9 protein-coding genes and 2 pseudogenes are annotated in these 14024 nt (G+C 62.6%); 7 read left to right on the top strand and 4 right to left on the bottom strand.

Annotation, left to right across the window (positions count from 1 at the left end; all coding sequences use genetic code 11):
- Positions 1-91 precede the first annotated feature (91 nt).
- On the top strand, positions 92-1435 hold the full coding sequence (gene rseP / locus BEN48_RS09875; RefSeq protein ID WP_070734489.1) for an RIP metalloprotease RseP: 1344 nt from the start codon (positions 92-94) through the stop codon (positions 1433-1435).
- Positions 1436-1468: 33 nt separating this feature from the next.
- Positions 1469-1984, top strand: a complete 516-nt coding sequence (locus BEN48_RS09870; RefSeq protein WP_070724632.1) for a DUF6702 family protein — start codon at positions 1469-1471, stop codon at positions 1982-1984.
- Positions 1985-2108: 124 nt separating this feature from the next.
- Here the strand turns inward: BEN48_RS09870 and BEN48_RS19750 are convergent.
- Positions 2109-2776 (bottom strand): annotated as a pseudogene (locus BEN48_RS19750) (DUF2461 domain-containing protein).
- A 458-nt stretch (positions 2777-3234) separates the two neighbouring features.
- Between BEN48_RS19750 and BEN48_RS09860 the strand changes: the two are divergent.
- The 3 genes from BEN48_RS09860 (at position 3235) to BEN48_RS09850 (ending at position 6543) form a co-directional block, all read left to right on the top strand.
- Positions 3235-3987, top strand: a complete 753-nt coding sequence (locus tag BEN48_RS09860; RefSeq protein ID WP_206599845.1) for a L,D-transpeptidase family protein — start codon at positions 3235-3237, stop codon at positions 3985-3987.
- A gap of 78 nt (positions 3988-4065) precedes the next feature.
- Complete coding sequence (locus BEN48_RS09855; protein WP_125932574.1) at positions 4066-5424, top strand: glycosyltransferase 87 family protein; 1359 nt, start codon at positions 4066-4068, stop codon at positions 5422-5424.
- Positions 5425-5451: 27 nt separating this feature from the next.
- Positions 5452-6543, top strand: a complete 1092-nt coding sequence (locus BEN48_RS09850) for a hypothetical protein (protein WP_070734486.1) — start codon at positions 5452-5454, stop codon at positions 6541-6543.
- Between the two features lie 175 nt (positions 6544-6718).
- On the opposite strand, the gene BEN48_RS09845 is transcribed toward BEN48_RS09850, so the two are convergent.
- A complete protein-coding gene (locus BEN48_RS09845; protein WP_125932573.1) occupies positions 6719-8131 on the bottom strand; it encodes a DUF5723 family protein in 1413 nt (470 codons plus the stop codon).
- A gap of 125 nt (positions 8132-8256) precedes the next feature.
- Here BEN48_RS09845 and meaB point away from each other — a divergent pair.
- Positions 8257-9253, top strand: a pseudogene (meaB, locus tag BEN48_RS09840) (methylmalonyl Co-A mutase-associated GTPase MeaB).
- Positions 9254-9344: 91 nt separating this feature from the next.
- Positions 9345-10967 (top strand): S8 family serine peptidase, encoded by a 1623-nt coding sequence (locus BEN48_RS09835; protein WP_083320939.1) that lies wholly within the window; start codon positions 9345-9347, stop codon positions 10965-10967.
- A 17-nt stretch (positions 10968-10984) separates the two neighbouring features.
- On the opposite strand, the gene BEN48_RS09830 is transcribed toward BEN48_RS09835, so the two are convergent.
- Positions 10985-13456 carry a DUF5916 domain-containing protein gene (locus BEN48_RS09830; RefSeq protein WP_158010145.1) on the bottom strand — a complete coding sequence of 824 codons (2472 nt, stop codon included), beginning with the start codon at positions 13454-13456 and terminating at the stop codon, positions 10985-10987.
- A 306-nt stretch (positions 13457-13762) separates the two neighbouring features.
- On the bottom strand, positions 13763-14024 hold a 262-nt coding region (locus tag BEN48_RS09825), incomplete at its 5' end, for a hypothetical protein (protein ID WP_206599844.1).

Here is a 14024-nt window from a genome sequence, read left to right as displayed (position 1 = left end):
CAACGGCGTTGATTACCGGCGGCGGGCAAGATGCTTCGCTGCGCTCTGCATGACGTTCTGTTAAAAAATCCTCCCTTACCAGTTATTCTCCTTGGAAATTCTCACCATGATTGGCCAGCTCCTGCTGGCTCTGTCGCTACTTGTTGGCTTGCACGAATTCGGTCACTTTGCCTTCGCCAAGCTTTTTAAAATTCGGGTCGATAAGTTTTACATCTTCTTCGACTTCCTGTTTCCGATGCCGAGCGTGGCCAATTTCGCGCTGGTAAAGAAAAAAATCGGCGAGACGGAATACGGCATCGGCTGGTTTCCGCTGGGCGGCTACGTGCAGATTCACGGCATGATAGACGAGACGCAGGACGCGGCTTCGCTCGCGGCCGAGCCGCAGCCCGACGAGTTCCGCGGCAAGCCGGCCTGGCAGCGCCTGCTGGTCATGCTGGGCGGCATCATCATGAACGTCATCACGGGCATCGTGATTTTTGCGGCGATGACCTTCCACTACGGCGACGTGTTTTTGCCGGCTTCGGAGGCGCGCTACGGCGTCCTGCCCAATGGGCTGGGCCGCGAAATTGGCTTCCGCACCGGCGACAAAATTGTAAAAATCAACGGCCGGCCGTTCACTGAGTTCGACGACGTGTACAAGCCCGACGTGATTATGGGCTCCAACTCGTTCTACACCGTGGAGCGCGGCGGGCAGCTGGTGGACATCAACATCCCCGCCAATTTCCTGGACAAATTTGCCAAGCAAAGCGCGGATAGCCTGCTGGTGCGCCCCCGCGAAACCTTCGCCGTGGAGCGCGTGGTAGCCGGTGGGGCCGCCGCCAAAGGCGGCCTGAAGGCCGGCGACAAGATTACCACCGTGGGCGGGCAACCCGTGCAGTTCTTCGACGAGCTGCAGTCCGCCCTGCTCGCCAACAAGGGCAAAACCGCTCCCGTGGTGGTGGAGCGCAACGGCCAGACCCTTTCCCTGCCCATTGCCGTGAGCGAGTCGGGCCGCATCGGGTTCGAGCGCAAGTCGACCCTGAAGCTGGGCACCCGCAGCTATTCGCTGGCCGAGTCCATTCCGCAGGGCGTGAGCAAGGCCTTTGGCGTGATTGGCCTGCAGGCCCGGGCTTTTGCCAAAATGGGCCGGGGCGAAATCTCGGCCTCCGAAAGCCTGGGCGGCCCCGTGGAAATTGCCCAGCAATTCGGCGGTACCTGGGACTGGCAGCACTTCTGGGGCCTGGCGGCTGGCCTGAGCATGGTGCTGGCCTTTATGAACCTGCTGCCCATTCCGGCCCTCGACGGCGGCCACGTGGTGTTTTTGCTCTACGAAATGATTGCGCGCCGCAAGCCTTCGGACCGCATCATGGAAGATGCCCAGCGAGTTGGCACGTTTCTTATTCTGAGCCTGATGGCCTACGTGCTTATCATCAAGCAGGTGATGAAAGCGTTTTAGGGCCCACTTGACCCTTTAACGCAGGTACTCCTCATGAAAACCCGGTTTGCAACGCGCTGCCTGACGGCCCTGGTGGCCCTCATTCTGTTGGCCACTTCGGCGGCGTGGGCACTGCACGCCTACCATTCCAGCCTGATGGAGCTCCGCTACAACGCCAGCAAAAAGCAGCTGGAAGTAGCGATAAAGGTGTTCACGGATGACTTTGAGAAAGCCATTTCGCAGGGCCAGCCCGCGCCGGTGAGCCTGAGCGAGCCCGGCCCGCGGCCCCTGGCCCTGACCACCGCCTACCTGCAGCGCACCCTCCGGTTCAGCACTGCGGCCGGCGCGCCCTTGCCCTTGCAAGTGCTGGGCCTGCAAAACGAAAAGGACGGCTACTGGCTCTACTGCAAAGTGCCGCTGCCGGGCCCCGTGCCCGGCGTGCAGCTGCGGCAAGCCATGCTGCTCGAGCTCTTTGGCGACCAGATGAACATCGTGAACGTGGAGGCCGGCGACCGGAAGCAGAGCGCCTTATTCCGCGTTGGCCACGAACAGGAGCTGGTTACCTGGTAATCATAAGTTGCCGCAATCCGGCGCTTTGTGTCCGCGTAGCGACTTTGACAAAAAACGCCCGAAGCAGGAGATGCTTCGGGCGTTTTTCTTTTTGCGAGGGCGACGGGCACTTTGCTCCTGCCGTTTAGGGCGTCACGGCCCGGCGCAAGAACTGGCAAAACGGGACCATGGCGCGGAATACTTCCAGTACGTGGGCCCGGAAATCTGCATGGCTTAGCACGTCTGAATCCGTCATGTGGTGGGTGGCGGTGAAGCTTTTGTGCTTGAGCAGCTCAATTTCCGGGTGCTCAATGGGATAATTAGCAGGCGACTTCTTGAGCTTCTCGCCGCCCATTCCATCAAAATAGCGCTGAAAATCGGGGACGGCCAGCAGGGCTTTCAGCTCGTCGGCGTTGTAGTCAATTTCCTGCCGGATGGCTGCCAGCTGGCTTTTGTCGGGTTGGTGGAGGCCGCCGGCGATGAGGGTGTTGCCGTTGGGACCCAGTTGCAGGTAGTAGCCCGGGGCATCCACTTCTTTGCCAGCGCTGCCGTGAAATATACCGAAAAGTGCGTCTTGTAAGGGTCTTTGTTTTTGCTGAAGCGCACGTCGCGGTAAATGCGGAAGATGCTGGTGCGGCCGTCGGGCCCGGCCAGCACGGGGTCGAGCTGGGCGAGCTCGCGGGCCCAGAATTCCGCGTCTTCCACAAACTGCGCGCGCAGCTGGTCATAGGTGGCTTTGCGCTCCTGGAACCACGGCCGCTCGTTGTGTTTGGCAAGGCTGGTGAGGAAAGCGAAGAGGGGTTTGAGCTGCATGGAAACAGGAAAGAAGGAGAGGTAAACCAATTGGACAGCCACAGGCGCGGCAATGGCCGCCAGTAGCAGAACGATGGGAAATGCATGACACCGCGCGTCACCGCTTGCCCCAATAAATGCCCCACAGGCATCCGTTGTCGCCTTGGTAGCGGCGGGAGAAATGGCATACGGCAACAGAAGTGCAAAGATGACCGGCCTGGCAAGCGTGATAATTGCAGGCACAACAGGAACAGGTGCCTTGAGCATCGAAATTTGACAAGCCCTGCAAAATATAAATACCTGACAGTCGTTGTTAATGCCCGTTCAAAAAGGTGTTGTCATGCTGAGCCTGCGAAGCATCCTATCAGGATAGACTCGGTCGTTCTGTAGGGATAGGATGCTTCGCGTTGCTCAGCATGACAGGGTCCATCTCTCATCGTTCCGGTTGTCCCTTTATGTTGCGTTGCTTATCGGGCTGCGTGTTGCTGCTGCTACCGCTTTACCAACTTCTGGCCCAGGGCTGCACGGCCAAAGGGGACCGCGCCAGCACCGGTGACTTGCCAACCCAAACGGCCTTCTGGCAACAGCAGCTCAAGTTCTCACGGGTCCGAGTGGCACTGGCAGGCACCGGCCCCGTGCTTGCGGAACGCCTAAGCGCCCGGGGCCTCGACCCACAGCGCCTGGAGCTGATGTTCCGCCTCATTAAAACCAACCAGGAGCTGGAGGTGTGGGCCCGTAACCAAGGCGCCGGCGCATTTCTGTTGCTGGACCGCTATCCGCTGGCGGCCACCTCCGGCCGGCTGGGCCCCAAGCGCCGCGCCGGCGACCGCCAGGTACCGGAGGGCTTCTACGAAATAGACCGCTTCAACCCCCACAGCGAGTACCTCCTCTCGCTGGGCCTCAACTACCCCAACGCCGCCGACCGCTCTCTGGGCGAGCCCAACCCGGGCGGCGATATTTTTATCCACGGCGGCGCAGTCACGGTGGGCTGCCTGCCCATCACCGATGCCGGCATTGAGGAAGTGTACCTGCTGGCCGTGGCGGCCCGCGCGGCGGGGCAGGCCGTGATTCCGGTGCACATTTTCCCATTTCCTCTCACCGAAGCGGAGTTGGCCAGGCGCTCCGCCAGCCCCCATCAGTCGTTTTGGCGCGGCCTGATGCCGGGGTATGCGTATTTTGAGCACCACCACCAGCCAGCCGGGCTGGCCCCGCTGGCCGTGGCCGGTAAGTAGCGCGAAGCAGCCCGTGGCCATCCACCCGCTGGGCTTGGGCGCGAGGCTCCGCTTAGCGCTACTGGCTAACTTGCCGCTGTGCCGCGTCCCGTTCTGTTTTTCCTGGTCCTTATTGCCTTGTTCAACGTGAGCCGCGTGCTGCGCGAACCCGGGCTCACGAATAGCGACCGGCCCATGGACTTCCGCACCTGCTACGTGGGCCAGGCGGTGCTGCGCCAGGGCCAAAACCCCTACGACGACGCCACGCTGAAGCGCGGCTGGCAGCGCATTGTGGCCGCCGAGCAGCTCGTGAGCCGCACCGAGCCGGGCCTGCCCAACCTCCCTTTTCTCTACCCGCCGTGGGCGGTGGCGCTGTTTGGGCTCACGGTGGGCCAGCTAGCGTATGCATTGGCCTGGCCGCTGTGGGGCGCGCTGGCGGTGCTATGCCTGCTGGCCACCGCGCGCTGGTGGCCGGCCCTGTCGAAGGCAGAAAGCGCGCCGGGCATACCTTGGTGGCACTTACTAATCTTCGCCTTCGCCCTGAAAGGCACCGTACCGGCGTTGCTCACGGGGCAGCCCACTTTCCTGGCCCTGGCATTGGGCGTAGGTGCCCTTGCCGTTGCCCAACTAAATGAGAGCCCCGCCGCCGGCCCCGGCACGCGGCCCGATGGGCAGCAGGCCACCAGCCAGCCCCGGCTGCTACAGGCCGCCGGCGGGAGCTGGCGGCCCGTAGCAGCCGGGGCACTGCTCGGATTGGCCGCCTTCAAAGTGACGCTGCTGCTGCCGTTTGTAGCCTGGTTTGTCTGGAAAAAGCAATGGCGGAGCCTGCTCGTGGCGGCGGCAGTGGTAGCCCTGCTGAGTGCGGTGGCGTGGCAGTGGGCGGCGGCCCCATCCGAGCTGCTGCCCACTTACCGGCACCTTCTGGCGCAGGTGCGCGCCCAGTCCTTCGACCCCGCCGACCCCGACTACCCGCTCACCCAGGGCATGACGCTGCGGCTGGAGCTGGGCAACGTGCTGGAGTGGCTGCGGCCCGGCAGCAGCACGTGGCACGTGTTGCTGCACGGCCTGCTGTGGCTGGGGGCCGGCCTGCGCCTGGCCTGGCTGCACCGACAGGGCCAGCGGGTGGCCGGGTGGTGGCTGTTTCTTGTCGTCAGCACGCTCACGCTGCTCACCACCTACCATCTATACTATGATGCTGTGCTGCTGCTGCCGCTGCTGGCCTTTGCAGCGCGCCTGCCCGGCCGGCTACGCCTGCTGCTCCCAGTGCTGCTACTGCCCCTGCTGCTGCCCCTCAACGGCCTGGCGCAGGCGCTGGGCAACCCAGTGGCACTGCAGTGGGTGTACTTTCTAATGCCGCTCTCGCTGCTGGGGGTGCTGGGGCTGTTGCTGAGCTGGCCGGTGGACCGAGCGAGCCGTCAAAACGACCTGCGCACGAGCCGGCACGATTTTTTCATTTAGCCCTAACGTCACTTGCTTTTTGCTCCTATGAAACGTCTTTTCCTTCTAATCCTGCCCTTATTTGCGGCTGTGGCCGCCCAGGCCCAGCGGCCCACCGACATCTGGTATTTTGGCCAGCAGGCCGGCCTCACCTTCGCCGAAGGCAACACGCCCAAGCCCTTGAACGATGGCAAAATGAGCACTTACGAGGGCTGCGCCGTGGCCACCAGCTCCAAAGGCGAGCTGCTGTTTTACACCAACGGCCAAACCGTGTGGAACCGCGAGCACCGCGTGATGCCCAACGGCGTGAAGCTGATGGGCAGCGGCAGCAGCACCCAATCGGCCCTCATCGTGCCCGACCCCGGCTCGGGCAATATCTTCTACATTTTTACGGTGGCGCCCCAGGGCTCACCCAACGGCCTGCGCTACTCCATTGTGGACATGACCCGCGAAAACGGCCTCGGTGACCTGCCCCGCGTGAACCTGCTGCTCATTCAGCCAGTGGCCGAAAAGCTGGCCGCGGTGCGCCACGCCAACGGCCGCGACACCTGGATAGTGGCCCACCGCTGGAACTCCAACGCCTTCGTTTCCTACCTCGTCACGGCCGATGGCGTATCGGCCAAGCCCCTGTTGAGCAACGTGGGCAGCATGAACGCCGGCCCCGGCCGCAACGCAATTGGCGCCCTGAAATTCTCGCCCGATGGCCGCAAACTTGCGGCGGCCCTTTGGCGTGAAACCAACAAGTTTGAAGTGTATGATTTTGACCGCACCACCGGCAAGGTGAGCAACCCCAGCAGCTTTGGGCCCTTCGCCGAGGCCTACGGCGTGGAGTTTTCGCCCGACGGCAGCAAGCTCTACGGCACCTGCAACGGCGTGGGCGGCGGCCAAACCGAAATCTGGCAATTTGACCTGAAGACCAAAGACAAAATGCTGGTGGGCAAATCGGCCAACCGCAAGATTGGCGCCCTGCAGCGTGGCCCTGACGGCCGCATCTACGTGGCTCGCGAAGACAACCCCAACCTGGGCGTCATCCAGCAACCCAACCTGCTGGGCAAAGAATGCCTGTACGTTGACGAAGGCGTGAAGCTTGGCGGGCGCCGCAGCAAGCTGGGCCTCCCGGCCTTCGTGGTCATCCCGTAGCCGGCCAAGTAGCAGCGGCTGTTGAGGTAGTCGCGCGAAACTATCTGGAGCAAGAAAGGCGGTCATGCTGAGCTTGTCAAGCATCTCTACCGCGTTAGTAATCAGACTTACTTACGCGGTAGAGATGCTTCGACAAGCTCAGCATGACGTGCTATGTATGCCTCTGAACAACTACTTAGTTCTGCCCGCCAATCTTGAACCGCAGAAAACCCAATCCCAGCGAGTAGTACGGGTTCTTTTCGCTGAAATAGCCCGTAACGTCCCGCGAGCTGATTCCGGCCTCCCAAATGGGCGTGACCAGGGTGATGCCCAGGGGCACGCCGGTGCCGTAGCCCGCGCCATTGCTCACGCCGCTGCTCAAGCGCAGCCAGCCCGTGGGCTTAAAGTCAAGGCCCAGGCCCACAAAGGGGGCGGTGAGGTTGCCCGAAACCTTGTTAAGCGGCGCGGTGAAGTCCACCCCGGCTTCGAAGAGGCTGCTGAGGCGGAAGCCCACCCCCAGCCGGACCTTGGCCGGCAGCGAGGCGCTGCGCTTCTGCTGGGCCTGGTACTCGAAGATGTTTTGCTGGTCGGCATCGAACTGTTGCAGCACTTCCTTGAGTACGTCGTAGGTCTCGATACCGGTGGCGGAGGTGGGCTGCAGCTGCTGGTTGGTGGCCGTCACCACGTTGCCCGTCCACGTCATAGTGCCCAGGTCAGTGAGGGAGGCGCTGACCTGCAAAAACTTGCCAATTTCGGCCGACAGGCCCAGGTCGGCCCCGTGCCCGCTGCCCACGGGGCTCAGCACCGCCCCGTTTTTGTAGTTAAAATCGGGACTGTTGACCAGGGCGCCGTAATCGGCTGAAAAGACGGGCGCCAGGGACGAGTACGCCGTCAGGTCGCTTCCCTCGGCCCTAATATCGGCAATGCCGATGCCCTGAATATAGCGGTAGCCTATGCCCGCCGAGAGCTTAAAGCCGAGCTTGTCCAGCACGCGCAAGCCGTAGGCGATGTTGTACTCGCTGGTCCAGGCCATTTGAATGGCCGTGCCATCCAGGAACTCGGACAGTAGCGGCGGTGGCAGCGTGGCGGCCCCGGTGGTGGGGTAATAGGGCTGCAGGCTGGCCGCTGACTTGCCATTGACGACTACATCGGCCGCGTTGCGGTTGAGGGCCAGGTGAGCACTGATGCGCTGGCGGTTGCTCACGGCAATACTACCCAGACCGTTGGGCAGGCTGATGGCCAGGCCCAGTGTGGTGGCGTCAACGTTGAGGTTGAACGCGTCGCGGTCGGCCAGACCATTTTGCAGCGCGGCTTTGTCGGCGGGGGCAATGCTTTCGGTGCGCTCGAAGATGATGCGCTCAAAAAAAGACTTGCTGAGCGAGCGGGACGCCACCCCTATCCCCACCTCGCCAATGGTAAACGAGACCTTTGCCTGGCCGTTGCGGCCCAGATTGGCTGGGTTCACCCCTATTGCTTGGTAGCCTTCGGCGAAGCTGTTGGCGACCCCGCCCCGGCCCGTAGCCGAGAAATTGCTCAGCTCGTTTTGGGCGCGCACCATTGCGGGCAAGGCCAACAGCGCGGCCAAAGGCAGGAAACAAAGGGTTTTCATAGGGCGCAACAAGGTAGTGGGAAACGGTGGCTACACCTTCCTATCGGTTAGCTTGCCGGTTGAATTCGAAAATTAAGCCGGCCACCGGCAACTTTGCGCACCTGCCCCGCTGGTACTTCGTCCCTATGCCCCCCAAACGCCTTTCTGCCGCTGAGTACGCCACCGGCATCCTGGCCGGCACCCGCACGGTGCTGGGTCGCGCCATCACGCTGGTCGAAAGCACCCTACCCGCCGACCAGGCCCTGGCCCAGGAAGTGCTGCAAACCGTGCTGCCGCACACCGGCCGCAGCCTGCGCGTGGGCATCACGGGCGTGCCCGGCGTGGGCAAAAGCACGTTTATAGAAGCGCTGGGCCGGTACGTGGTGGAGACGCTGGGCAAGAAGCTGGCCGTGCTGGCCGTGGACCCCAGCAGCCAGCGCGGCGGCGGCAGCATTCTGGGCGACAAAACCCGGATGCCGTGGCTGTCGGCGCACGCTGCCGCTTTTATTCGGCCTTCCCCCGCGGCCGGCAGCCTGGGCGGCGTGGCCCGCGCCACCCGCGAGGCCTTGCTGCTGTGCGAAGCGGCCGGCCACGACGTGATATTTGTAGAAACCGTGGGCGTGGGTCAGTCCGAAACCACCGTGCACGGCATGGTCGATTTTTTCCTGCTGCTGATGCTCGCCGGCGCGCGACGAGCTACAGGGCGTCAAGCGCGGCATTATGGAAATGGCCGATGCCCTGTGCATCACCAAGGCCGACCAGGGCAACGAGCAGGCCGCCCGCCGCGCCCGCATCGATTACCAAAGCGCGCTGCACCTGTTTCCGCCCGCGCCGTCGGGCCAGGTGCAGCCGGTGCTGCTCACGTCGGCCGTGAGCGGCACGGGCGTGGCCGAGGTCTGGAAGGTTATTGAAGACTATGCAACGGCCACGCAGCAAAACGGCTATTTCCCACTGCGCCGCCAGCAACAGCAGCTGCAATGGCTGCATGAGAGCATAGCTCAGGAGCTGGAAACCCAGTTTTATGCCGACGGCGCTGTGCGCGCCCGCCTGCCCGCCGTGCAGCAAGCCGTGGCCGCTGGTAAGTTGACTCCGTTCGCAGCGGCCACGGAGCTACTGCGCTTGCCAGGCGGGCTACGAGGCTAATAATTACACACACGAATACTTCCGCACCCGCGAGGTTTCCGGGGCGTAGGCTTCTACCTTTAGCGGCGTCTTTTTGCATTTATAGTTTCCAATGCCCGCTTTCACGCTTTCGCGCCTTCCCCAGCTGGCCCTGCTCGGCCTCTTATCCTTCACCAGCCTTAGCGCCAGTGCCCAAGCCGATGCCGTGCGCCGCTGGCAGCACCTGGACTTGAAAGCCGACGGCGTGCCCGGTATCAGCGCCGACCGCGCGTACCGGGAGCTGCTGGCCAACCGCAAGCCGACGCCCGTAATTGTGGCTGTGCTCGACTCGGGCATCGACTCCACCCACCAGGATTTAAAGGCCGTGTTGTGGCGCAAACCCGGCGAGATAGCCGGCAACGGCCTGGATGACGACCAGAACGGCTACGTGGACGACGTGCGCGGCTGGAACTTCCTGGGTGGCAAAGACGGGCAGAACATTGCCGTGGAAACCCTGGAGCAGACCCGCATCTACGGCCAGTACAAGCTGCAGTTTGAGGGTAAAAAGCGCAAGGCGTTTTCGGCAGCCGACCAGGCTAAGTTTGACGTGTACGAACAGGCGAAGGCTTCTTATTTGAAAGACCTGGCCAACGAAAACAAGCAGCTTTCGACGCTCACGGAGGCTTACGACAGCAACACGGCCTCCTTTGCGCAAATGAAGCAGGCCCTGAACACCACCCGCCTCGACACGGCCCTGCTGCGGCAGGCGGCCCGCACCCGGACCGATGTGCCAAGCGCCGGTTCGCTGTACACGTTTTTGAGTCGCAACCACTTCGCCAGCACCGACGATGCCCTCAAGAGCCTCAACAACGCCATTACCCGCTCCCGCGACCGGGTGGAGAAAAGCCTGAACCCGGCCTACAACCCGCGCCCCCTGGTGGGCGACGACGTGGCTAACCTCGCTGAAACCGGCTACGGCAACCCCGACTCGCAGGGGCCCGATGCCAGCCATGGCACGCACTGCGCGGGCATTATTGCGGGCGTGCGCGGCAATCAGCTCGGCGCCGATGGCGTAGCCGGCGCGGTACGCATCATGAGCGTGCGCTCAACGCCCAGCGGCGATGAGCGCGACAAGGACGTGGCCAACGCCATTCGCTACGCCGTGGACAACGGGGCCCAGATTATCAGCATGAGCTTTGGCAAAGACTACTCGCCCGACAAGGCCGTGGTGGACGCGGCCATGCAGTACGCCGACCAAAAAGGGGTGCTGCTGGTGCACGCCGCCGGCAACAGCAGCAACGACAACGACACCGGCCTGAATTACCCCTCGGCCCGCTACCTCAACGGCCAGGACATTGCCAACCAGATTACGGTGGGCGCCAGCAGCCGCCTCAACACCCTAGAGCTGGCGGCCAGATTCTCGAACTTCGGCAAGCAGACCGTGGACGTGTTTGCGCCCGGCGTCGATATTTATTCCTCCACGCCTGCCAACACCTACGCCACCTACAGCGGCACCAGCATGGCCGCGCCCGTAGTGGCCGGCGTGGCGGCGGTATTGAAGTCCTACTTTCCGCAGCTAACGGCCCTGCAAATCAAGCAGATTATCCTGCAGTCGGCGGTGCCGTACCACACCAAAGTGAATAAGCCCGGTACCCAAAAGCTGGTGGACTTTGCCTCCCTTTCCAAAAGCGGCGGCATCGTGAACCTCTACGAAGCCGTGAAGCTGGCCGACCAGCAGACGGCCGCCGCGAAGTAGCGCTGCGCGCTACGGCGCTACCCGCGGCGGGGCCGCAGCGCGAGGTAGTCGAGGTAGTAGAGCACCTTCACCGACACGTTGTTGTTGTGGGCAGTGTTGATGGTGTTGCTCAGGTTGTCGAAGTACAGCGGGGTGGCGGCGTTGGCTTCGAAGGACTGGGCCGCGGCGTTTTTCCACACCACGCTCACTTGCGAGCCGGGCGCAAACCACCACGAGTACACGGCGTCCACGTTGAAGGCATTGAAGGTGTTGTCGCGGTTGCGCTGGTAGTCCACGGGGCTTTCCACGCCGTCGGGGCGCAGGCGCGAGAAGTCGCGGTAGTGCACGTTGCTCACGTAGTGCCGCACGCGGATGTTGAACGACATGCGGTTGGTGAAGGTGTAGATTCCCGTGGCCGTGTTGTTGATGGTAACCACGTCGCGGCGCCCGAGCAGCACGTCGCCGCTCCGGCCGCCGAAGTCGGCGAGCAGGGCCGCGTCGGCGGGCTGTCGGCTGTCGAGGCTGCCGGCGTAGCCTACCTGGTTGCGTTTCAGCTCATAGCTGGCCGCGTACACAAAGCTAAGGTGGTCGCTGACCCGGTAGCGCGGGCTCAGGCTCAAATACAGCGTGTTGCGGTTGGTGCGGTCCCCGTCGGCGGCGAAAAAGCGGGCGGCGTACCGCACGTCGTAGGCAAACTTCTTGCGGTAGTCCGACGACATAAAGCCGTTGATGCGGGCATTGGCGGGCTTGCGCACGTAGTAGCGTCCCAGCGGCGCGCGGCGCGGGTCGAAATAGTCGCGGGCCAGCGGCAAGGCCTGCAGGTCGAGGCCGGTGGTCAGGAAGCTTTTGGTGAATGTGGTATTGCCACCCAGGTACAGGCCTGCTTCCTGGTAGCGCATGGGCGTTTGCAGCAGCGAGTAGCTCACGCTGCCGTAGGTGCGCATGTTGTTCACCTTCCAGAAAGGCTTGTAAATGTTGTAGCTGGCGCTGAGGGACTGTGAAATGCTGTTGTTGCTAAAAAGCAGGCCCAGGTCGTTGGGATTGTAGGTATTCGACTCGATGCCGTGGTCGACGCCCCAAGTGAATTTGCCGCTGATTTTGCCAAAATTCAGGTAGTACTTGTAGCCGTTCTGGTCTGCTACGTCGCGCTCCGAGTTGAACTCCTTGCCGCGCCGGTGCGAGTACACCAGCTGCCCGTCGAGGGCGTAGCTGTTGGCTTTGTTGGCGAAGCGAAACAGGCCGCCGGTCACGTTGGCGTCGTAGGTCTGGCCGGCCCGCGTCACGTTGGTGTTCACGAGGCTCACGTAGGAGTTGTTCTTCAGGCTTTGGTCGAGCACCGCAATGCTGTAGTTGCTGAAGGGCTGAGTGAGCACCTCGCGCCGGGCGCCGGTGGTACTATCCTGCAGCACGGCGTATACGTTGTTGCTCAGGGCGTTGAAGATACCCACGCCCAGGCCCTTGCTGGTGCGGCCCGATATTTTGGTGGCATTCAGCAGGGACGTCACGCCGGGGTTTTCGGCCACGAATTCGCCCTGGCGCCGGGTGCCATCGCCCACCCTGGCTCCCGCCCGCAACTGGCCATTCACCTGGCCAAACCCAATGGGCGTGGCGCCCACGCGGCGCGAATAAAACAAGCCGCCTTTGTTGAACAACTCGGTGCCCTCGGTAAAAAACTGCCGATTTTCGCTGAACTGCACCTCAAACGGCGAGAGGTTGAGCACCTGGTTGTCGCTGAGCACCTGCCCAAAATCCGGCACCAGCGTGGCATCCAGCGTGAAGCTTTCGTTGATGCCCCACTTCACGTCGGCCCCGCCGTTGAAGCTGGTGCTGGCATTGCGCCTGCCCTGCTCCTTGTAGGGAAAGTGGTTAACGTAGCTGGAGATGTAGGGCGTGAGCGAGAGGCGCAGCGGCGGCTTGATGTCCTTAATGCCCGTGAGCTCGCCCCACTGGTTCACGAAGCCCGAAACCTGGGGCTTCACCTCGTTCCAGAAAAACTTCTGGCGCGTGCTACGGCGCTGCCGGCCAAAATTCAGCCCCCATACCTGCTCCGCGGCCTTGCTAAACCGGATGGCCGAGTACGGGATGCGCATTTCGGCCACCCAGTCGTTGCCGCGCAGGGTGGTGCGCGATTCCCACACGGCGTTCCAGTTGCCGTCTTCGCCGTTGGCCGGCGACCGGCGGGCATCAACCTGCACCCCGCCCGGCGTCACAATGAACTGGTAGCCGTTGAGGTGGTCGTTGTAGGTATCAAAATACACCCCAAACCAGTCGGAGTTGCCAATGTTGTCGCGGGCGGTGAGCTCGCGCAGAATGGAATCCTGCGATACGTCGTGCATGATGGCGCCCACGTAAATGGCCGCGTCATCGTACAGGATACGTACTTCGGTGGGGTATTTTTCGGGGCGGCCCGGTGTGGGCTCCAGCTCGTAGAACTGCGTGGCCACGGGCGCCGACTGCCACACCGCTTCGTCGAGCACGCCGTCGAGCTTCACCCCGGAGCTGATGCGCACGGCCTGCAATTGCCGCTTGGGCGCCGGCTGGGCCCCGCCTGCAGTGCCTTTACCAGGTGTCTGGCTTTGGCCAAACACCCCACCTGCCCACAATCCAAACCAACAAATCAATAAAAAACGCAACATTATAACCAATACTAAACCCTATAAATAACAGATTACGGGGATGTCTATAGATGGGCACAAAGGTCCGAAGGTTGCGTGCAGGGACCTAACTTCCTGAGCAGAAAAAAGGACCAATCGCCAAAGACCGGCCCCCTTGCGAAGAGCCGGCCTTGCTGAAGTAGGGAGGCGGGAAGGGTTCCGCTACTCCTGCACTGAAATGTTTAGGTTGTGGCGCTGGCCGTCGTCGTGGCCCACCAGCTTGTGGTATTTCGCGGCGAGCTCCTCCGACTGGCGCTTGCCGTTCACCGTCATGCCGGAGGCATTGAGCTGCAACTGAAATCCCTTGTCGCCCGGTGCAATCAGGCCGTCTTTGCGCAACTCGTTGCGCAGGGCTTGCGTGTCCATGCGAGGCGCCCGGGGTGGGCGGGGTGGGGCGGGCGCCTGTACGTCCATGGGCGGGGCG

This window comes from Hymenobacter glacialis (assembly GCF_001816165.1).
Taxonomy (GTDB): domain Bacteria; phylum Bacteroidota; class Bacteroidia; order Cytophagales; family Hymenobacteraceae; genus Hymenobacter; species Hymenobacter glacialis.
This window is presented reverse-complemented; position numbering and strand designations above follow the sequence as displayed.

Coding starts and splice junctions, on each gene's coding strand:
- BEN48_RS09850 (WP_070734486.1), top strand. CDS start 5,452: ATGAAACGTCTTTTCCTTCTAATCCTGCCCTTATTTGCGGCTGTGGCC.
- BEN48_RS09870 (WP_070724632.1), top strand. CDS start 1,469: ATGAAAACCCGGTTTGCAACGCGCTGCCTGACGGCCCTGGTGGCCCTC.
- BEN48_RS09845 (WP_125932573.1), bottom strand. CDS start 8,131: ATGAAAACCCTTTGTTTCCTGCCTTTGGCCGCGCTGTTGGCCTTGCCC.
- BEN48_RS09835 (WP_083320939.1), top strand. CDS start 9,345: ATGCCCGCTTTCACGCTTTCGCGCCTTCCCCAGCTGGCCCTGCTCGGC.